21 protein-coding genes and 1 pseudogene are annotated in these 19,646 nt (G+C 63.1%); 8 read left to right on the top strand and 14 right to left on the bottom strand.

All coding sequences use genetic code 11. The features are described 5' to 3' along the window. Nucleotides 1–43: 43 nt before the first annotated feature. From KF733_06230 to queG, 5 genes are all read left to right on the top strand, one after another. Complete coding sequence (locus KF733_06230; protein ID QYK57077.1) at nt 44–859, top strand: hypothetical protein; 816 nt, start codon at nt 44–46, stop codon at nt 857–859. Between the two features lie 11 nt (nt 860–870). Further along, on the top strand, nt 871–1,695 hold the full coding sequence (locus tag KF733_06225) for a hypothetical protein (GenBank protein QYK57076.1): 825 nt from the start codon (nt 871–873) through the stop codon (nt 1,693–1,695). A gap of 192 nt (nt 1,696–1,887) precedes the next feature. Further along, nucleotides 1,888–2,544: a 3D domain-containing protein gene (locus KF733_06220; protein ID QYK57075.1), complete on the top strand. Its 657-nt coding sequence runs from the start codon at nt 1,888–1,890 to the stop codon at nt 2,542–2,544. Next, nucleotides 2,448–3,332, top strand: a complete 885-nt coding sequence (rsmA, locus tag KF733_06215) for a ribosomal RNA small subunit methyltransferase A (GenBank protein ID QYK57074.1) — start codon at nt 2,448–2,450, stop codon at nt 3,330–3,332. Before KF733_06220 ends, rsmA begins: the two co-directional genes overlap by 97 nt. 1 nt (nt 3,333) lies before the next feature. After that, nucleotides 3,334–4,278 (top strand): tRNA epoxyqueuosine(34) reductase QueG, encoded by a 945-nt coding sequence (gene queG, locus KF733_06210; GenBank protein ID QYK57073.1) that lies wholly within the window; start codon nt 3,334–3,336, stop codon nt 4,276–4,278. Here the strand turns inward: queG and KF733_06205 are convergent. The 7 genes from KF733_06205 to murA all read right to left on the bottom strand — a co-directional run bounded on the left by KF733_06205 (nt 4,269) and on the right by murA (nt 12,107). After that, nucleotides 4,269–5,726, bottom strand: a complete 1,458-nt coding sequence (locus KF733_06205; protein ID QYK57072.1) for a glycogen synthase — start codon at nt 5,724–5,726, stop codon at nt 4,269–4,271. The two genes, queG and KF733_06205, sit on opposite strands and share 10 nt — an antisense overlap. A 125-nt stretch (nt 5,727–5,851) precedes the next feature. Further along, complete coding sequence (locus tag KF733_06200; GenBank protein ID QYK57071.1) at nt 5,852–6,445, bottom strand: sigma-70 family RNA polymerase sigma factor; 594 nt, start codon at nt 6,443–6,445, stop codon at nt 5,852–5,854. Nucleotides 6,446–6,555: 110 nt separating this feature from the next. Further along, the gene (locus tag KF733_06195; protein ID QYK57070.1) at nt 6,556–7,716 is read right to left on the bottom strand and encodes a sigma-54-dependent Fis family transcriptional regulator; all 1,161 of its coding nucleotides are present in this window, start codon (nt 7,714–7,716) and stop codon (nt 6,556–6,558) included. Nucleotides 7,717–7,733: 17 nt separating this feature from the next. Further along, a complete protein-coding gene (locus KF733_06190; GenBank protein ID QYK57069.1) occupies nt 7,734–9,212 on the bottom strand; it encodes a GAF domain-containing protein in 1,479 nt (492 codons plus the stop codon). A 41-nt stretch (nt 9,213–9,253) separates the two neighbouring features. Further along, nucleotides 9,254–9,802 carry a hypothetical protein gene (locus tag KF733_06185; protein QYK57068.1) on the bottom strand — a complete coding sequence of 183 codons (549 nt, stop codon included), beginning with the start codon at nt 9,800–9,802 and terminating at the stop codon, nt 9,254–9,256. Continuing rightward, nucleotides 9,799–10,812 (bottom strand): rod shape-determining protein, encoded by a 1,014-nt coding sequence (locus KF733_06180; GenBank protein QYK57067.1) that lies wholly within the window; start codon nt 10,810–10,812, stop codon nt 9,799–9,801. The genes KF733_06185 and KF733_06180 overlap by 4 nt, the downstream gene beginning before the upstream one ends. Then, nucleotides 10,809–12,107 (bottom strand): UDP-N-acetylglucosamine 1-carboxyvinyltransferase, encoded by a 1,299-nt coding sequence (murA, locus tag KF733_06175; protein ID QYK57066.1) that lies wholly within the window; start codon nt 12,105–12,107, stop codon nt 10,809–10,811. The genes KF733_06180 and murA overlap by 4 nt, the downstream gene beginning before the upstream one ends. 510 nt (nt 12,108–12,617) lie before the next feature. Here murA and KF733_06170 point away from each other — a divergent pair. Next, entirely contained in the window at nt 12,618–13,079 is a 462-nt protein-coding gene (locus KF733_06170; protein QYK57065.1) for an HNH endonuclease, read from the top strand. Between the two features lie 252 nt (nt 13,080–13,331). Here KF733_06170 and KF733_06165 read toward each other — a convergent pair whose 3' ends face one another. From KF733_06165 to trpD, 7 genes and pseudogenes are all read right to left on the bottom strand, one after another. Further along, nucleotides 13,332–14,150 (bottom strand): 6-carboxytetrahydropterin synthase, encoded by an 819-nt coding sequence (locus KF733_06165; GenBank protein QYK57064.1) that lies wholly within the window; start codon nt 14,148–14,150, stop codon nt 13,332–13,334. A gap of 39 nt (nt 14,151–14,189) precedes the next feature. Then, the gene (locus KF733_06160) at nt 14,190–14,741 is read right to left on the bottom strand and encodes a hypothetical protein (protein QYK57063.1); all 552 of its coding nucleotides are present in this window, start codon (nt 14,739–14,741) and stop codon (nt 14,190–14,192) included. Between the two features lie 49 nt (nt 14,742–14,790). After that, entirely contained in the window at nt 14,791–15,261 is a 471-nt protein-coding gene (nuoI, locus tag KF733_06155; GenBank protein ID QYK57062.1) for an NADH-quinone oxidoreductase subunit NuoI, read from the bottom strand. After that, nucleotides 15,146–15,788, bottom strand: a pseudogene (locus tag KF733_06150) (NADH-quinone oxidoreductase subunit B). Before KF733_06150 ends, nuoI begins: the two are co-directional and overlap by 116 nt. 112 nt (nt 15,789–15,900) lie before the next feature. Next, a complete protein-coding gene (locus KF733_06145; protein QYK57061.1) occupies nt 15,901–16,503 on the bottom strand; it encodes a phosphoribosylanthranilate isomerase in 603 nt (200 codons plus the stop codon). Beyond that, complete coding sequence (trpC, locus tag KF733_06140) at nt 16,500–17,282, bottom strand: indole-3-glycerol phosphate synthase TrpC (protein QYK57060.1); 783 nt, start codon at nt 17,280–17,282, stop codon at nt 16,500–16,502. Before trpC ends, KF733_06145 begins: the two co-directional genes overlap by 4 nt. Beyond that, nucleotides 17,279–18,286, bottom strand: coding sequence for an anthranilate phosphoribosyltransferase (trpD, locus tag KF733_06135; protein ID QYK57059.1), 1,008 nt, complete (start codon nt 18,284–18,286; stop codon nt 17,279–17,281). The genes trpC and trpD overlap by 4 nt, the downstream gene beginning before the upstream one ends. A 69-nt stretch (nt 18,287–18,355) precedes the next feature. On the opposite strand from trpD, the gene KF733_06130 reads away from it, so the two are divergent. Continuing rightward, a complete protein-coding gene (locus tag KF733_06130; protein QYK57058.1) occupies nt 18,356–18,823 on the top strand; it encodes an NADH-quinone oxidoreductase subunit A in 468 nt (155 codons plus the stop codon). Further along, complete coding sequence (locus KF733_06125; protein QYK57057.1) at nt 18,824–19,432, top strand: NADH-quinone oxidoreductase subunit C; 609 nt, start codon at nt 18,824–18,826, stop codon at nt 19,430–19,432. It abuts the gene before it with no gap. Nucleotides 19,433–19,646 lie beyond the last annotated feature (214 nt).

The raw sequence follows: 19,646 nt of genomic DNA, 5'->3' as shown, positions 1-19,646 counted from the left end.
AAGGGCCGACCTTGACCTCGGGTTGTGCGTTTCGTCTGGCCAGGTGTTCCGGTGGCGCGAGCCTAAGCCGGGCGTTTGGGTAGGTGCGGACGGGGGCAATTGGTACGCGGTCCAGGCTGACGGGCCGCGCCTCTCGGTGGAGTCGAACGCGGCAGAGAGCGATTTCAGGGCGCTCTTTTCGCTGGGCGAGGACCAAGACAGGGTTCGGCGGGAGGCGGTTTCGCACCTGCCTGTCCTGGCGGAGGCTCTTGCAGCCACGGGAGGACTGAGGCTGATGCGGCCAAGCGACGCCGTCGAGACCCTTTTCTGCTTCCTCTGCACCGCAAACAACCACCTTGCGCGAATCACATCCATGGTTGAGTCGCTTGCCAGACGCGGGCCGTTCTTGGCCGCACCCCACGGAGTCGCCTTGCACGCCTTCCCGAGCCTAGCGCAACTTGCCTCGCTCACGGAAAGCGCCCTGCGCGCCGAGGCCTTCGGCTATCGGGCTCGGACCATTCCGCTGGTGGCGCAGCGCGTGGTCGAACTTGGGGGCGCGGCCTGGCTGCGGGGCTTGGCCGAAGCCCCCTATGCAGAGGCCCATGCCGCGCTCGTGCGCCTGCCTGGCATCGGGCCCAAGCTCGCGGACTGCGTCGCGCTCTTCGCCTTGGGGCATGGAGAGGCGGTTCCGGTCGACGTCCATGTGCGAAACGCCTATTGCCGCCTTTGCCAACCGACTTGGCGCGATAAGGCGCTCACCGCCCGTCGCTACGACGAAATCGGCGACTGGCTCCGTTCCAGGTTCGGCAGTCATTCCGGCCTCGTCCACCAAGTCCTGTTCGTGGACGAGCTGCACCGCCGCAGAACCGCGCCCCGGTAGACTCGGGGGCGATGATCCCTGCCGTCTTGTTGCTCGCCCAACAAACGTGGAGCAAACCCGAGCTGCTCTGCCAGATTAAGAACGAGAGGGTTACCGAGAGCAGCGGAGTTGCGGCCAGCCCCTTAAAACCTGGCGTTTTCTATACACACAACGATAGTGGAGACTCGGCACGATTCTTCCGATTTAACAGTTCGGGTGAAGTCACAGGGATATTCAGGCTAAAAGACGTTAAGACAAGCGATTGCGAGGACATGGCGGCCGCTATGATCGGCGGTAAAGCCTACGTTTATTTAGGCGATATTGGCGACAACGACCGCAAGCGGAGTTCGATTGCCATTTATCGCGTGGACGACCCCGCCGAGATGGCAAGTTCGACCCTTGTCCCAAACCTGACCTTAACGCTGACCTATCCGGATAAACCGCGGGATTGCGAGGCGCTTCTCGTCGAACCGGGCTCCGGAAGCCTCTTCCTCGTCACTAAGGCGCGCGACGGAGAGACGGGGGTCTACTACCTGCCGAGCCCGCAGAAATCGGGTTCTTACGAGCTAAAGAAACTCGGAGTGATTCCCCTTGACACGGGAGCTCTGGGGGGCAAGTATGTGACGGCCGGAGACATCTCTCCGGACCGCAAGTCCGTGGTGCTCCGCACCTACAGCGGCGCCCTAGTTTTCGAGCCCGGCACCGTGTTCCGTGACTGGTGGCGCGAAGTGCCAAAAACCGTGGCCATGCCCGTCATGAGCCAGTCGGAGGCGATCTGCTTCACCAGCGACGGAAGGGGACTTTTGGTCACGAGCGAGGGCAATCCCTGCCCTGTCTTTTTGGCCAAGGCCAGATAAAGGTCGAACTTTCCTCCAAAAATCTGGCGGTTGAACCTAAGCAGCTCTATTAAGGGCCTTAAAACTCGGTCTTAAGGCCCGGGCCGAGAGTCCGGGCGAACCCCTTATTGCAACGGCCATGCGCCTTAAACGGGGGTAGAGTCCCGCCGCGCCCATCCATGCGGAGGGTGCCCCCGCAAGAGGCACAACCGAATGCGAGTGAAACTCATATTGGCGACGACGGTCTGTCTGCTCATGCTGCCCATGTCGGGCCGGGCGGAGATTGTAACGAGCCTAGGAAAACTGCAGATGGTCAAGCGCTATCGAACGAAAGTGCTGGACCACGCTACTGAATATCGTTTTAGCCGCGATCTCGTCGGGGGCCGGATGCGCAAAGCGCAAGAAGGCCGGAAGGGAGAGATCAAGGTTCGGGTCGACGCGGTGATGGTCGGTGACAAGCCGATTTTCCGCGAAGAGACAGTCGTTTCGCAGACCGAAGCGCAACCCGAAATCTTCGAGATCGGCCGGCCAGGCTTCAACACGAGCCGCGGCAGCTTCTCGCGGGCTAGAGTCATGCAGATGACGTCGACAGCCTACACGCCCTACGACGGCAGCAGTACAGGAAGGACTGCGACAGGTCGGCGCGCAGGCTATGGAATCGTGGCGGTAGATCCAAGAGTGATCTCCCTGGGAACCCTTGTTTACGTAGAAGGCTACGGATTCGCGCTTGCCGCGGATACGGGCGGCGCGATCAAGGGGAATAAAATCGACGTGTGCTTCCCGACGAATTCCGAATGCCGCCGATGGGGCCGGAAGAAGGTGACGGTGCACGTATTCAAGGAACGGCTTCAGAGCGGCAAGAGCCGCTGAGCGCCCTTTTGGCCCGCCACGGATTGCGGGCCGATAAGAGGCTTGGCCAACACTTTCTCACGTCCACCCGCGTCACAGGCGCCATTACGGGCCGTCTGGGCGGCGTTCGTGGCGTGCTCGAGGTCGGGCCCGGCCCGGGCGTCCTGACCGGCCCCATCTCCCGGCTGGTCGAGGAAACCGTCGCCATCGAGCTGGATCCCCGCTTCCTTCCCGTCTTGGCCGAATCGGCGCCGGACGCGCGCGTCGTACTCGGGGACGCCCTTGAGGAGCCTGGCGACGGCTTTTACGGGCTTCTCACGTCCCTTCCCCGCCCAAGGGCCATCGTCTCGAACATGCCGTATAACATAACGGGGCCTTTGCTCGACCGCATTTGCTCGCGGCCAGAACTGATCGACCGGGCGGTCTTAATGATGCAGCGCGAGGTGGGAGAAAAAATCCTTGCTGCCGCAGGGGATTCGGGCCGGGGAGCCCTCTCGGTCGTCCTGCAGGCCGACTACGAGATTCGTCGGGTCTGCCTCGTCCCCCCGGGCGCGTTTCTGCCGCCCCCCAAAGTCGAGAGCATCGTCCTGGAATTCGCCCCCAGACCCGATCGGATTCAGAACCTCGAGGCGTTCCGCTCGACAGTGCGAGCCGCCTTCCGTCAACCCCGAAAGACGCTGAAGAACAATTTGCCCACGGTCGCCGCCGCAGACTTTGAGAGGGCCGGCGTTTCGCCTTCGCTGCGCCCGCACGAACTGGCCGAGGCCCAGTGGCTCGCGCTTTGCCGGGCGATTGACCGGGAAGGTTGATATGGCAGGCATCAAGGACGAGGTCGTCCGCCGCGCGCAAGCCGAAGGGTTCGATTTGGTCGGCGTTTGCGCCGCCGAGGCACCCGCGACTTGGCCGCAATACGCCGAATGGGTCGCGAAGGGCTTCCACGGCGAGATGACGTACTTGGCGAAGTCACTGGACCTGCGTAAAGATCTGGAAGGGCTCTTGCCGGGAGCGCGCTCGGTGCTCGCTTTCGCTCTCAACTACAACCAGCCGAACCCGCCTGTAAACGGCGTGCCGCGGATCGCACGCTATGCGCTGGGTCGCGACTACCATAAAGTCTTAAGGTCTAAACTTAAACGCATCGGGACTTGGCTTGAGGAGCGCGAAACTTGCCGCTGGCGAGTCTGCGTTGACTCCGCCCCGATCCTGGAGCGTGAGTTCGCGCACCGAGCCGGCCTGGGCTGGTTCGGAAAGAACAGCATGCTCATAAACTCGCAGCGGGGCAGTTGGTTCTTGATCGGCCTGCTCCTCACGAGCCTCTCGCTGGAGCCGGATCGACCGGCGATAGGCGGGTGCGGGCGTTGCCGTGCCTGCATAGACGCATGCCCGACCGGGTGCATCGTGTTCGAGGACGGGCGGTGGCAAATCGAGGCGCGGCGCTGCATCAGCTATCTCACCATCGAGAAGAAGGGGGACATCGACCCCGAACTGAAAGGGCTGGTGGGTGACTGGACCTTCGGGTGCGATGTATGCCAGGAGGTTTGCCCCTTCAACCAGCCGCGCCAGTCCCAACCGCTGCGAGCCGTCCCGACGCGCGAACCTGGCTTCCTGGCCACGCGCGTCTGGCCAACCTTGGAGCGCCTTCGCGTGATCCAACCCGAGGAGTGGGACGTGTTGACGCAAGGCTCGCCTGTGCGGCGCGCGGGGCTGGAGGGGTTGCGCCGGAATGCGCGGACCAACCTCGAAAACGGTCAGGCTTGACGCGGAGTCGATTCGACGCGGAGCTTCCTCACCGCGACCGCGTCTTCGTACAGCTTCTCGTATTCGACCGCGCTCTTCGCCCAGCTGTAGTCGCCTTCCATCGCTCGGCGGACGATGCCTTGCCAGCGCGAAGGGTCGCGGAAAGCCATGACCGCTCGAGCGATGGCCGCGACGAATTCGCCAAGGTTCTTCTCATCGAAGACGAACCCGTTCTCGTTCTCAAAGACCGTGTCGGCAAGTCCCCCCGTTTTACGGACGACAGGGATGGTGCCGTATCGCATCGCGAACATCTGTCCCAGGCCGCAGGGCTCGAACGCGCTCGGCATCAGGAACATGTCGCTTCCCCCATAAATCCTTTGTGCAAGCTCCGCGTTGTAAGCTTCAACAAATCGAACTTTCCCGGGGTAACGCTCTTCTAGGCGGCGCAACTCGTTTGCAGCCCAAGGATCGCCCGTTCCGAGTACGACCAGCGCCGTTCCCAGGCTCAAGTAGCCAGCCGCGCCGTGGACGATCAGGTCGAAGCCCTTTTGGTCGCTCAAGCGGCTGACAACGCCCATCACCGGGGTCGTTTCGTCTATGTCTAGCCGCAACTCTTTAATCAGTTCAGCCCGGCAACTCGCCTTCCCTGCGGGATCGGCGACAGAAAAGTGGGCGGGCAGTTCCGGGTCGGTGGCGGGATCGTGGCGCTGCTCGTCGATCCCGTTGAGGATGCCGCGCAACCGGCCCTCCTCGTCAAGGTGCCGCATCAAGCCGTGCAGGTTGCAGCCGAAGCCCCGAGTCTGGATCTCGCGGGCGTAGGTGGGGGAAACCGTGTTGACTTGGTCGGCGAACACGCAACCGGACTTGATGAAGTTCACCTTGCCCCAGGTCTCGAGCGCGTCCATGGTCCAAAGGCGCTCAGGCAGTCCGACCGTTTCCAGGACTTCCTTGCCGAACTCGCCCTGGTAGGCCAGGTTGTGGATCGTGTAACAGCTTCCGGTGGCGCCGAACTCGCTGAACCGTTCGCGCATGAGGACAGGGGCGAAACCGGTGTGCCAGTCGTTCGCGTGCACGACGTCCGGGATCCAATCCGAGACCACACAGGCTTGAAGGGCCGCCATCGTGTAGAAGAGATAAGCGTCGACGGAAGGCGTGTAGACGTCCTGGCTCCGCTCGATGCGGTCGAAATAGTCGTCCCCGTCGATCATCCAGACATGCCGGTCGTCGTGCTCGAACTCATAGAGGTCCGCCAGCATCGTGGTCTTCGCGTTCATGCGGACCGGGAACTGCGGCCGGACGAGCCGGCTACCCCATCGGGGGTCGCGGCAGACCATCTGGTAAGCCGGCATTACGATGCGGACGTCATGGCCGCGTTGCCGAAGCTCCTTGGGTAAGGAGGCGGCGACGTCGGCCAATCCGCCGACTTTGGCGTAAGGAGCAACCTCGGCGCTCAAGAAAAGAATTCGCATGAGTTCGAAAAAGCCTTATCGGCATCGGGGTTCGGGCCCGAATGGAAAAGACACCCTACCCTCAAGTCTCGGCTCTCCGCGGACCGCTCGGGCCGGTTAAGGTGCCAGGATTGCCCGCTTCTTTCTCAGGCCGGGCAGGCCTTGGCCGAATCGCCCGAACCGAACGACTCAAGAATCTGGCGCAGACGGCGGTGCGCCCGGTGCAGACGGGAGCGGACGGTGCCCACCGGCGCGCCGGTCATCTCGGCGATCTCCTTGTAGGAGACTCCTTCGACGTCCGCAAGCCAGACCAGCCGCCTTTGTTCCGGGGTCAGGTAAGTCAGCGACCGCTCGAGCTTTTCGTCGATTTCGCCGCGTAGGACCGCCTCGTCCGGAGTCGGGGCAGGGTCAGGACTGTCGAACTGGACGCTGTTCTCGGCGGAGTCCAATCTCAGCGGAGCGTCGTAGGAGACTGTCTTGACGCGGCGGCGGCGGGCCCGATTCAGGTCAAGGAAGAGCCTCGTGACAATACGAAAAATCCAGTTCTCAAACGGTTTGTCGCCTTCGTAGGCAGGAAAACCTCGGTAGGCCCGGAAGAAGGCCTCCTGGGTAAGGTCCTCCGCATCGTTCCTATCGCCGCTCAGACGGTATGCCAGGTGGTAGACCTTGGCATAGCTCCCCGCGACCAGCTCTTCGAAGCGGGTCTGTTCATCAGCGGTGAGTTCGGCAGTTGCGGACATTTCAGCGGGGCGTGGCCGCCTTTCGGACCGGCCACATTGAGAAAACACTCTAGGGTTGACGGCGGTTCCAGGGTCCGGGGTTCATTGTCCCGATCCGCACCCCGAATAATCTACGCCGCCGCTTGCAGGGTCTTCGGGAGGTGGCGCGGGAGCAGGACCGTCTCGTCTTTCGCAGCGAGTACGACGGCCCGCTCGATCGTGTTCTCCAGTTCACGCACGTTGCCCGGCCAGGAATAGGACGTAAGGCTGGCAAGGGCCTCGGGCGAGACTTCGGCCAGAGCGCGGTCGTTCTCCACGCTGATTTTGCTTAGGAAGTGCTCCGCGAGGGGCTTGATGTCCTCGACCCGCTCCCGAAGCGGGGGTAGGGCAATTTCCACGACTTGGAGCCTGTACATTAGGTCGAGACGGAAAATGCCCTCGTCGACGGCAGTCTGCAAATCACGGTTGGTCGCGGTGACCAGACGGACGTCGACCCGGGTCGGGCGAGTAGCGCCGAGGCGCTCGAACTCGCGTTCCTGCAGCACGCGAAGGAGCTTGACCTGGATCGCCATCGGGACATCGCCGATCTCATCGAGGAACAAGGTCCCTTCGTCGGCAAGTTCAAAGCGGCCCGGTTTCGCCGCCTGGGCGCCAGTGAATGCCCCCTTCTCATGGCCGAAAAGCTCGCTTTCGAGCAGCGTTTCCGGCAGGGCGGCGCAGGAGACGGCGACGAACGGCTTCTCCGCCCGCGGTGACAACTGGTGAAGGAGCTTTGCGACGACTTCCTTGCCCGTGCCGCTCTCACCCGTGACCAAGACGGTCGCTCGAGAATCGGCGGCCCGTCGAACCGTATCGAGCACTTCCTGCATCGCAGGGGATTCGGCGATGAAGCTGGAGCCGGCCTCACCCGCCTTGCGTCCCCGCCTCGGTTTCTTGGTCGGCCTGCTCCCTTCCATCGCGGCTCCGACGACCTTCTTCAGGGCGTCAAGGTCAAAGGGTTTCGTGACGAACTCAAAAGCGCCGTTGCGGATCGCCTGGACCGCTTGCGGGATCGTGCCGAAGGCGGTCATGATCACGACCGGCGTTTCCGGCCACCGCTCGGCGATCTCGGCCTGAAGCTGTAAGCCGGTCCGGCCCGGCATCGTTACGTCCGTAAGGACGCAGTCCACGGCATGACGGCTCAGAACGGCGACAGCCTCGTCTGCATCGGCGGCGGTCACTGCGGCCCAGCCGTGGCGTTCGAAAGCCATCTCCAGGATCCGACGAATGTTCAGTTCGTCGTCGACGATCATCACCCGTTTCTTGCTGCTCAACGCCCACCCTCCAGGAACGTCACGGTGAAAACAGTGCCCTCGCCGGGTTCGGAGGCGACGGTGATCGAGCCCCCATGGGCGTCCACCACCCGCCGCGAATTGCACAGGCCAAGGCCAGTGCCTCCCGGCTTGGTCGTGAAGAAGGGCGCGAACAACTTGTCGATCGTCTCCTGATCTATCCCTACTCCGTCGTCTTCCACCTCGAACGAGGCCCCTCGAACCCGGACCCAGACCGTGCCACCAGGCGCACTGGCCTGCAGGGCGTTGCGCACCAGGTTGTGGGCCACCTGTTCGACTCGTCGGACGTCCAATTGGATCATCGGTCTTTTGCCGCCTGTCTCAAAGGAAATCCTGACCCCCTTCTCCTCGAACTGGGACCGGCACATCTCCACCGCCCGCCGGACGGGCTCCGCGAGATCGCAGAGTTTCGGCGCCAGCTTCATGGGCCTTGCCAGCTCAAGGAACTCAGAGCACAAGGCTTCGAGTTTGCCGACCTCCTCGACGATGATCTGGCCACAGGTCGGCGCGGCGTCGGGGTCCGTGCAGACGATCTGGGCCGCAGCCCCGATCCCAGTGAGAGGGTTGCGGATCTCGTGGGCGACCGCGGCCGTCATTTGCCCGATCTCGGCGAGTCTCCGGAGGCGGTCGCTCTCCGAACGGGCCCGGTGGAACTCGGTCACGTCCTGCACGGTGAGGACCCCGCCCCCATCGCTCAGAGGGACGGCATGGACGGCCCAGACTCGGTCGGCCTCGCGGTCGAAGGCATGGTCTTGTAACGGCGCCGGATATGCGGCCACTTGCTCGGCCAGCCGACGGGCAAGCTGCAGCGCGACGGGATGGATGCCGGAGGTGTCATGGAGCCTGGCCCTGGCGTCAAAGACCGTCACCTGGCCAGCCACGCTTGCCAGGACGGCTTGAAGCTGCTCCGCCTTCTTGCGCTGCTCGGCGAGGGCCTGCCGCGTGAGGTCGATCAACCGGGCGTTTGCAACGGCCATGGCGACGTGGCGCCCGAGGGTCGCGGCTTGTTCTAGGTCAGCCGGCAGGAAGGGCGTCTCGCCCGGGCCTCGCGAGAGGTTCAGCACACCGAGTCGCTCGGCGGCTGTCGAGACCAAGGGCACCACCATGGAGCTGGCGATCCCCGACTTTCGGGACACGTGCGAACCGCTGAGCTGCGGGTCGCGGCCGGGGTCGCCCACGATCTTCGGCTTGCCGTCCGCCAGGACGGCACCCGCGATCCCTTCGCCGGGCCGGATCATCGCACCGCTGGGAACCTGGCTTTGGGCGCCGGCTTTTGCCCGGAGCCGGTAGGAGCCGAACTCGTCCGCAAGGAAAACGGAGGCCCCAGAGGCCCGAAACCACGCGGCACATCGGTTTAATGTGGAGCCGAGCCAGGCTTCCACCCCTTCTTCGTCGAGGATGCTGAGGTCAAAGAGGTCGAAGAGCTCGGTCTCGGACCACGTCGGCGCCTGGAACATGCCACTGGAATTGTCGGTCGGGGTCGCCCCCGAACCACAACTTAGCCGCCCTTCATGATCTCTGGCGAAAATTGCGCAGACGGCTTGTGGGTGAGGTCCGCGAGCCGCGAGAAGAAGAAGCCCACGAGGTCCGCGAACTCGTCCACCGTAAGCGTTTCGGCCGGGCCGACGACCACGGGCCCTACCGGCGCCACAAACCCGGACCGGAGCAACGGCTCAAGATCCTGCCGGACATTCGGCTTGTTACGGCTCTCCAGGGCTTTGCGGTCAATCGGCGAAGGTCGAGGCGTGACCACAAACTTTGGGCGGAATCTGTCTAACTTCTCACGCAATAACTTAATGATTTCGCCGCGCGTGATCGGTTTGTCCGGCTCGGCTACCTTGACCATCGGCGGCGCTTCTAAGCCGAGGACCTTGCTTGCGGCGCGGTCGAAGCGGGAGAGCACGACGTGGGCCTCGCCGCGCGTCACCGGGGCTGCGCCTACGCTCGCCGTGGGGCGCGGCGCAATCTCTTTCTCCTGCCCCCGGGCGGCGGGGTTCGCCAGGACAAGAGCCATGGCAAGGAGCGAAACGGCACGGACCCGGTTCAATACCGCCTCACAGCGCCCGCCCTCTCGATCTCCGCAAGGTTCTCGAGCGCGCGGCCTGTCCCGATCGCGACCGAGTGCAGCGCGTTCTCGGCCACTGCGACATTGATCTCGGTCACGCCGATCAGGAGCCGGTCGAGCCCTCGTAGGAGCGCCCCGCCGCCGGTCAAGACGATGCCCCGCTGAATAATGTCGCTCGCCAGCTCGGGCGGAGTCGATTCGAGCACGCTGCAGACTTTCTCCGCGATCTGCCGCACGGGTTCGGCCAAGGCGTCGCGCACTTCTTCGGACGTGATCTCCACCGTCTTGGGGAGGCCCGCGACGAGGTCACGGCCCCTGATCTCCATCTTGAGTTCGGTCTCGAGCGGATAGGCCGAACCGACCCGGATCTTAATCTCCTCTGCGGTCTGGTCGCCGATCGCGAGGTTATAGACGTTGCGCACGTGCCGGACAATCGCCTCGTCCATCTTGTTCCCGCCGACCCGGAGCGAGGCCGAGGTCACGATGCCCCCCAGTGAGATCACGGCCACGTCCGTCGTGCCGCCACCGATATCGACGACCATGTTGCCGGAGGCCGAATCGATGGGCAGCCCGCAACCGATCGCGGCCGCCATGGGCTCTTCGATGGGCCACGCCTTGCCGTAGCCCGCCGCATGGGCGGCCTTGATGACCGCGCGCTGTTCGACGTTCGTGACGCCGCTCGGCACGCAGATCATGGCTTGGGGCTTGAAGAACTGGCTGCGCCCGCAAACTTTCAGCCGGATGAATTCCAGCATCTTGTGGGTCACGGTGTAATCCGCGATGACCCCGTCCTTCAGCGGCCGGATCGCCTGGATATAGCCGGGGGTGCGCCCGATCATGTCGCGGGCGGCGTTGCCGACGGCCAACACCTTCTTGCTTTCGGTGTTGACCGCCACGACGGTCGGTTCGTTCAGCACGATGCCTCGTCCCCTTCGGTAGACGAGGATGTTGGCCGTGCCGAGATCGATCCCAAGTTGGGCGACGAGTCTCAAATCTCAGTGAGTCTACGCGCCTCGGAGCTTGAGCCATCGGGCTCGGCCCCGACCCGCTGGACGTCAGCCCCAAGAGACCGCAGCCTCTGCTCGAAATCCTCGTACCCGCGGTCGATGAAATGGACGTTGCGGATGTGGGTCTCCCCTTCCGCCGCCAAGCCCGCCAGGGCCAGGGCGGCCCCCGCCCGCAGGTCGCTTGCCTCCACCGGCGCGCCGACGATGCGCTCGACCCCATTGATGATGGTCGAGCGCCCTTGCACACGCATGTCCGCACCCATGCGGTTTAGCTCAGGGACGTGGCCGATGCGGCTCTCGTAGAGCGTCTCTTCGACCACGCTCTGGCCCACGGCAAGCGCGAGCAAGGCGGAAAACGGCTGCTGCATGTCTGTCGGAAAGCCGGGGTATGGCATCGTCTTGATGCTGATGCCGTGCGGTCGCGCGTTCGAGACGACGCGGATGCGGTCGGTGTCTTCCTCGACCGTCACACCCGATTCGCGCAACTTCGTGACGAGCGCAGTCTGGGGTTCTGGGAGGATCCCGGTGACGGTGACGTCGCCACGGGTGATCGCGCCGGCGAGCAGGTACGTCCCGGCTTGGAGCCGGTCTTCCGGCACGCGGAACTCTCCACCCTCGAGGCGGCTGACCCCCGTGACCGTGACCTTGTTCGTGCCCGCCCCTTCGATGCGTGCCCCGATCCGGTTCAGGAACTGGGCCACGGCCACGATCTCCGGTTCCATCGCCGCGTTCTGGATGGTCGTGGTGCCCTCGATCAAGGTCGCCGTGGCCATGAGGTGCTGGGTCGCGCCGGCGCTGGGCGAATCCAGATAGATCTCGCACCCGGTGAGGCGGTCGGCCCTCGCGATGTAGCGGCCGCCGTCCATCTTGATCTTGGCGCCCATCGCGGCGAGGCCCTTCAGGTGGAAATCGACGGGCCGGGCCCCGATCTTGCACCCGCCCGGCATGGGCAGGTCGGCGCGGCCGATCCGCGCCAAGAGCGGGCCAAGCAGGTAGAAGCCGGTTCGAATCGGCCGCACGGATTCCTCGTCTGCGGCCCAAAACTTCATGGAAGTCGCATCGATGAAGAGCGAGCCCTCGCGCCAATCGACCTGGACCCCGAACTGCCGCAAGAGGTTGACTTTGATCGCCACGTCCGTGACTTCGGGCACGTTGTGCAAGACGACCGGCCCGCTGGCCAAGACCACCGAAGAAAGAATGGCTAGTGCCGCATTCTTGCTGCCGGGCACCGAGACCTCACCATGAAGCGGCACGCCGCCCCGTACAACCAGTGTTTCCATCAAAATTGCCCCATCCTTGGGATCGCCCGGCATTCTACCGTCCCGCGGACATCGTCGAAACGACTCGGGGCGATAAAGTTCCCGGGATGATTGTTCTAACGACCTTTGGCAATCGTCGGGGCGGTCTCAGTGGGCAACCCCGCATTCCTGCTGTTTTCCATACCTGTGAGTCTAGGATCTGCCTGAAAACCTGGCGCAGATTGTTAAACTTTCGTTAAGTGAGCATCACTGGGTGATCCCGGATCGTTCACAATAGAAGAGCGGTGAGGAGCAGCAGGTTTGACCGTATGTCCGGCGTATGGCCCCCAATGTGGGACGATACGATAGGACGAGCTCGTGTCGACTTGCCCGAAGGGGCCCGCATGCTGACGCCTGCGGGCCCTTTTTTCTTTCAGGGCCCGAGTCCTCGCCGAATCTTACGAGAAAGGGGGTGCCGCCGTGTCAACGCCTGACGTACTGCTGCTTAATGCGAACTACGAACCGTTAAACGTGTGCAATTTGCGTCGTGCCATGACGCTCGTCCTTCTCGGGAAAGCCGATGTCTTGGAGGATTCGCAACGCGCGATCCGCACGAGCACGGGCGAATTGGCAGCGCCGTCGGTGGTGAAAATGAAGTACCAGGTGCGGCGCCCCATCCCCCAATTGCGCCTTTCGCGGCACAGCGTGCTCGCCCGGGACAGTTACACGTGCCAATATTGCGGCTCGAAGCGCGACCTGACGATCGACCACGTCGTGCCGCGCTGGTGCGGTGGCCCGCACACCTGGGACAACCTCGTCGCCTGCTGCCGCAAGTGCAACCTGAAGAAAGGCGATAAGACCCCGGCGCAGGCGAACATGAAGCTGCGCACTAAGCCCAAGCAGCCCCACTACGTCCCCTACCTCTCGCTGCCGAAGTACCTCAAGGCGATCCAGCGAAGCGAGTGGGCGTTCTACCTGCCGGTCTTCAAAGAGTTTTCGACGACTGTCAATTGACGCTTCAAGATTGCTGCCAAGAGTCCCTTATTCGGCATGCTTGTTTTGTGAAGCTGATGTTAGGAGGTCCATGCTAATCATAACTTTTGTCCTCCTTAGGCCAACCGGCCGGTAAAAACTCTTAGCGCGACGCCAATGTTCCTCTATGCTATCGGAACTGAAGATGCGTAACAGCTCTGGCAATGAGGCATCTTAGTAAATGGAGTGACCGGGGAGCCTTAGGCTGTCCAGTATGACTGGTTCTGACGTAAGCTAAGCAACAACCTCAAACCGGTTCCGGGCAGTCTCAAAAAGTGATACCTTGACCAAGCGAGAATGAAGCTTATCCTTTAACCGGTCAAAGATCATCTGCGCGACGACTTCGCTCGTCGTGTTTCGGCCCGCGAACTCTGGGACGTCTTGATCAAGGTTCTTATGGTCGTAACGACCGACGATCTCTCGCTCCACGACCTCGTCCAAAGTGGCAAGGTCCACAATCATCCCGGTGAGCGGGTCGGGCTCGCCGGTCACCGTGACCTCTAACACATAGTTGTGCCCGTGGCCGTTCGGGTTGTTACACTTGCCGAAAAGCCGTATGTTCTCTTCGTGCGAGAGGGACTCGACGTGGAGGCGGTGCGATGCCGCGAACTCGTAAGTGCGGGTGATGCTGATCATATCGTCTTGGAGTCTCCATTCGCCATAAAAAGTCTCAGATTCTTCGAGCTTTAGCGCCGCCAACGGTATGCCACCGGGCAGGTCCCGGAGAGTGTCCCGGAAAAAGAGCAAAAGGTTCTCAACGGTCGGCGTGCGCCCTGCCATACCGGGCACCTCGTCGTTAATCGACTTCCCGTTGAAAACTTGCACCACCCGGTCTTGGAGAACGTCGTCGATCCATTTGATGTTAACGACCATGCCGTTAACTGGGTCGACCGGGCCAGCGGCGCTCACCCAAAGCACGTAGTTGTGACCATGGTTGTACGGGCTGGCCCATGCTCCGAACCGCGCACGATTCTCTTCCTCAGAAAGGGCGCTGAGCCAATAGCGGTGGCCGCTGCTAAAGGTGACTCTCCGCGATAGCGTGACTGTCGACAACTGCCCTTGCCCTCCGCGTCATTCTACGCGAGGCGGAAGCTAGTTGCCGTCAAGGGAGGTTTCCGCGCTGGGCCCGTCGTCGACGATGCGGACGCGCATTGACGGCGGCTTGCGGAGCCACTCGAGCCGACGCGTGGATCCGGCCAACGAAAGGTCGATGTGGTCTTTGCGGAAGACGACCCTCAAGTTGTTCGAATCCTGGGCCTGCTCCATCTCTTCCCGGGAGAGATCGATAACGGCGAGGCGCACGTCGAGTTCGTCCGACATCACCTCGATGCTATAGGCGCCGATCTCGTGCTCCGGCATCGAGAGGGTCTGGAAGAGGGGCGCCTTCTGACTGGCCCGCCCTCCCCCACCGGAAGCGGCACTGGGAGGAACGAGCCGGACCGGCATCTCAGTCCGAAAGGACTCGTGGCTGGCCCAGACGTACGGATAGACCACGAGCTCGGCGTCGGTGCGATTGATCAGGGCGACACTGACCGGGTGCTCTGCGCGATAGCCCCCGACCGAATCCTGCGGCCCGACCAGCATCCGCGGCTGGCAACCGACCAGGATCCAGCAAAGGGCCATGGCCCAAACGAGGTGGCGCATCTCTTTCCCGACTATTGTCGGGACTTCCCCGACCCCGGTCAGGCTTCTTTTAGCCCGTACGGCCTATCTCTTCGCGGGGAATCGGTTCCAAGAGCATCTCTTTCGTGTACACGAAATCTTCCCGTTCATAGTTGGCGAGCTCGAAGTCCTTCCGAAGCACGATGGCGCCCGTCGGGCAGGCTTCCTGGCAGTAGCCGCAGAAGATGCAACGGAGCATGTTGATCTCGTACCGGACGGCGTACCGTTCGCCGGGCGAGTAGCGTTCCTCGTCTGTGTTCTCCGCCGCCTGGACATAGATGCAACGGGCCGGGCAGGCCCCCGCGCAGAGGGAGCAGCCGATGCACTTTTCAAGGCCGTTTTCGTACCGGGTGAGGACGTGCCGCCAGCGCGTCCGCCGGAACTGCTCACGCCGCTTCTCGGGATATTCGATCGTGACCTTGTCCTCGGCGAGCCGCCGGCCCGTGATGCCGAAGCCTTCGACGATCGGCCTTGCAACGTCGCGAAAGACCTCGAAGCTCATCGCGTGGCCTCCAGGGTCCTCGGCTTCAGCTCGATCACCGAGAGGCTCTTGTTGTTCTTTATGCTCGAACGCTTGATCTTGTTCTGCAGCTTGATGATCGCGTACATCAAAGCGTCCGGCGAGGGCGGGCAACCGGGGACGTAGACATCGACGGGCACGACCTGGTCGGCGCCCTGGACGATCGCATAGTTGTTATAGACACCGCCGCTGCTGGCGCAGGCGCCCATGCTAATGACCCACTTCGGCTCGGGCATTTGATCGTAAATCTGGCGCAAGACCGGAGCCATCTTCTTGCTTAACCGGCCAGCGATGATCATCACGTCGGCCTGCCGAGGGGTCGCGCGGAACGCTTCGCTGCCGAACCGGGCCAAGTCGAAACGGCTGGCGACAGTCGACATCATCTCGATGGCGCAGCAAGCCAGTCCGAACGTCAACGGCCAAAGGGCGTTGGCACGCGCCTGGTTCAGGGTGCTGGTTAAGAAGTCCAGGTTCGTCACGGCGACGGAACCCGCCTTCTCGACCCCCATGACGACTGGCGTCGCGCTGTCGTGCATCACCAGGGTCTCGATCCGCTTTGGCATTAGCCTATTCTACGACTTTCCAGCACTTTGATTCCGGAGCCTGAGCCGTTTCGACGCTCTAGACCGAGCGGGCGGCGGCCATAAAGTCGCGGATCTTGGCGCGGTCTTTGATCCCGGCACGCTCCTCGACCCCGCTGCTGACGTCGATGCCCCACGGGCGCACCGCTCGGATGGCTTCGGCGACGTTGTCCGGCCTGAGGCCGCCCGCAAGGATCACTGGAACGGGGCAGGCGGCGACGAACTCGGCCGCGAACCCAGGGTCGACCCGGCGGCCCGTACCACCTCCAGCAAAGGGGTCATAGGCGTCCAAAAGCACAGCGCGCACGGTCGGCTGGTCAATCTTGTCTAGAAGGACGCTGACTTGAGCTTCTGGTTCCGGCCGAAGAACCAACACTTTGCGATCTGGTTGAAGACCTTTGGCCTCGAATTCCTCAGCCTGCCCCCAACTCTTCTCGTCGAGGGTTTCGTCTTCTCGCATCGCGCGATAGACCAGCAGTTTCTGCAACTCCCCGGCTCTGACCGCGAGGCGCTTTGCGTCTTCTAACGCGATAAATCGCGGGCTCGATTTGTGTCTGATAAAGCCGACCGCATCGGCTCCCGCCTCGACGACCGCCTCGACGTCCTCTTCGCGCGTCAGCCCGCAGATCTTGACCCAGGTCACCAGCCCATGACCTCGAGCACCCTGGCCCCGGGCTCAGGCGCGGCGCAGAAGGCCGTGCCGATAAGGACGGCTCTTGCCCCGGCTTCCTTCACTTTGTCGATGTCCTCTCGGCTTCGGAGCGCGCTTTCGCTCACGACCGTCGCGTGGGCGGCGATCTGCGGGACCACCTGGCAAGCCACATCAATGGAGGTTTCAAACGTGGTCAGATCTCGGTTGTTCACCCCGATAAGTCTCGCGCCGGTTTCCAGGGCAAGCTCCGCTTCTTGCAGGGAATGTGCCTCTACCAAAACATCCATCCCTAGCGATTCGGCTAAGACCCTTAGGTCAATGAGCTGCGCTTTCTCCAAACCGTTAACGATAAGCAGGACCGCATCGGCGCCAATCGCCCGTGCCTCATAGATATCGTACGCGTCAATCGTAAAGTCCTTTCGCAAGACGGGCCGGGTGGTCGCGTTGCGGCAATCGGCCAGGTCCTGGTTCGACCCCTGGAAGAACGGTTGGTCGGTGAGGACGCTGAGGCAGTCGACGCCGACCTCTTCGTAACGCGTCGCCACCGCCACGGGGTCGAGCCCGGCACGGGTCGGGCCCTTCACCGGGCTTGCCTTCTTCACTTCAGCGATAAGGGCAACTTCGTGCAAAGAATCCTGGATACTTCGCAGAAACCCTCGGGTCGGTCCAGCCGCCTCTGCTTGCTCCCTGAGCGCTTGAAGCGGGACGTCGGCCATGCGCTTCGGCAGAGCCTCGCGCTTCGCCTCCCAGATGCGGTCGAGCACGTTCATCCCGAAGCCGCCACCAAATCCTCGAGCTTCTTCAAGGCCTTTCCTGACCTCAGCGTCTCCCACGCCAGTTCCGCACCAGACCGGGGGTCGGGCGCGGCCCCCGCGAGCACCAGCGCCAGGGCCGCGTTCGGCACGAGAGCAGTTGACCGCGGAGCGCCTCCTCCCAACGCATCGCGAATGATGGCGGCGTTCTCAGCGGCGGATTCCCCCGGCTCAAGGGCGGAAACGTCTAGGTTTTCCAGACCAAAGTCGGAAGGTTCGAACGTTCCACTGGCGATCTCCCCGTGCCGGACCTCGAAAAAGTCCGTCGGGGCGCAAGGCGACACCTCATCAAGGTCGTCCTGGCCTCGCACGACATAAGCGTGCTCCGAGCCCAAGAGGGCAAGCGCCTCAGCCATCGGCTGCAGCATCGAGGCGTCGCAGACGCCGATCAGCTGACGCTGCGCGCCGGCCGGGTTGGCGAGCGGGCCGAGTTGATTGAAGACGGTCCGGACGCCGAGAGCACGGCGCACGGGCCCGAGCCGCGCCATGGCGGGATGGTGGTTCGGCGCGAAGAGGAAGACGATGCCGGTGGAGCGCAGGATGTGGGGAAGGCGCTCGGAGTCGGCGGAGAGCGAAACACCGAGGGCCTCCAGGACGTCGGCGCTCCCGCACTTGGAAGTGACGCTCCGGTTCCCATGCTTGGCCACCTTCGCCCCGGCCGCGGCCGCCACGATCGCCGATCCCGTGGAAAGGTTGAAGCTCGGACGACCGCCGCCCGTGCCGCACGTATCGACCAAGGCGGGCTCCTCGACCGAAAGATTGAGCGCGGCCTCGCGCAGGACCGAGGCCATCCCGGCGAGTTCCTCGCCGGTGGCCCCCTTCGCCTGCAACAGGGCCAGGAGCGCGGCGACTTGCTCCGGGGCCAGGGCCTCCTGGACCAACGTCCGCATGAGGGCGGCCGCTTCCGCTTGGCCCAGGCTCTCGCGGGAGAGGTATCGGTGCAGCACGTGGGTCAACGCCATGCCGCACGATTCTAGCAGGCCCCCCGGCTGTGAGGAATGGATCGAACCGGGTACCGTAGAGGTTAGACGATGGGCGATTACACGCCTCTGCTGATCCTGATGGCCGTCGCAGCCATCATTTGCGCCGCCATGGTCAGCCTCAGTTGGCTCCTTGGCCCGAAGAAGAACACGCCTTATAAGTCCAGCCCCTATGAGTGCGGCGTCACTCCCGCGGGGCGGGCGAACGAGCGAATCCCGATCAAGTTCTATCTTGTCGCGATCCTGTTCGTGCTGTTCGACATCGAGGTCGTCTTCCTTTGGAGTTGGCTGACCGTCTTCAAGAACGGCTCGCTTGAGTTCAAACTTTTCACCGGCGCGATCGTGGGCATCTATATGCTGCTCTGGATCATCGGCGACGCTTACGTCATCCGGATCGGCGCGCTGGACTGGGACGAGGCGGACAGCCTGGCGCCCGAAAAGCTGCAGTCTTCCAGCCTGCCCCGGCTCCCCGAGCCGGAGCCCGGCGTCCGCCCAGCCATCACCGGGGGCCAAGCTTAGATGCCCGTACCCATGCTCGGCGACGAGCGGCTGGAGACCGTGAAGCTTCGTGAGGCGCTGGGCGAAGCGTTCCTTGGGGTCAAGGAAGACCGGGGCGAGACCTTCCTGCTCGTCGCCCGGGAAAGAGTCGTGGAGGCGATTCGCTTCCTCAAAGAAGACCCTGACCTCGACTACAGCTACTTCAGCGAATGCCTTGGCGTGGATTACTCGGCGTGGAGCCAGCCGCGCGACTTGCCCCAGCGGTTCGAGGTCGTTTACAACCTGATGTCGCTGAAGCACATGTCCCGGATCTTTGTGAAGATCGGCGTGGACGACGGGGAGAAGGTGCCGACGCTCAAGGACGTTTTCCTCGGCGCGGAGTACCCGGAAAAGGAAGTCGCCGACCTCTTTGGGGTCGTCTTCGATGGCAACGAGTTGCCCAAGGGCGAGCGGTTCCTCTTGCCCGACGACTGGGTCGGGTTCCCATTGCGCAAAGAGGTTCCCCTTGGCGGTGAGGACGTGGTCTTCGCCCACGGCACGCGGGGGCCGGCCGTCGAAGACATCGCCATGCCCCACGCGGGCGAGAGCTTTGAAGGCACGACCGGCACTGAGCGCGTCAGCGGCCGCTGAGACTCCCGTTCATCCGCTCAGCTTCTTTAGGGTTCTAGACCCAGCTATTGGGGGGGCGACGGGCATCGGCAAGATACGTTCGTCCTCAGGATCGACGGCACCATTGAGTTCGTCACGTTCGATCCATGCGACCCCTATGGGGTGTCACGCAAGTTGGGAGGCATGTTTAGTCTTTCAATTCTGATGCACCTCTAGCCGGGCCTTTAGGCTCATT

The sequence above is a fragment of the Fimbriimonadaceae bacterium genome (genome assembly GCA_019454125.1).
Classification (GTDB): Bacteria; Armatimonadota; Fimbriimonadia; order Fimbriimonadales; family Fimbriimonadaceae; genus JALHNM01.
Note: the sequence above shows the minus strand (reverse complement) of the source record. Positions and strands in the feature narration are given on the sequence as shown.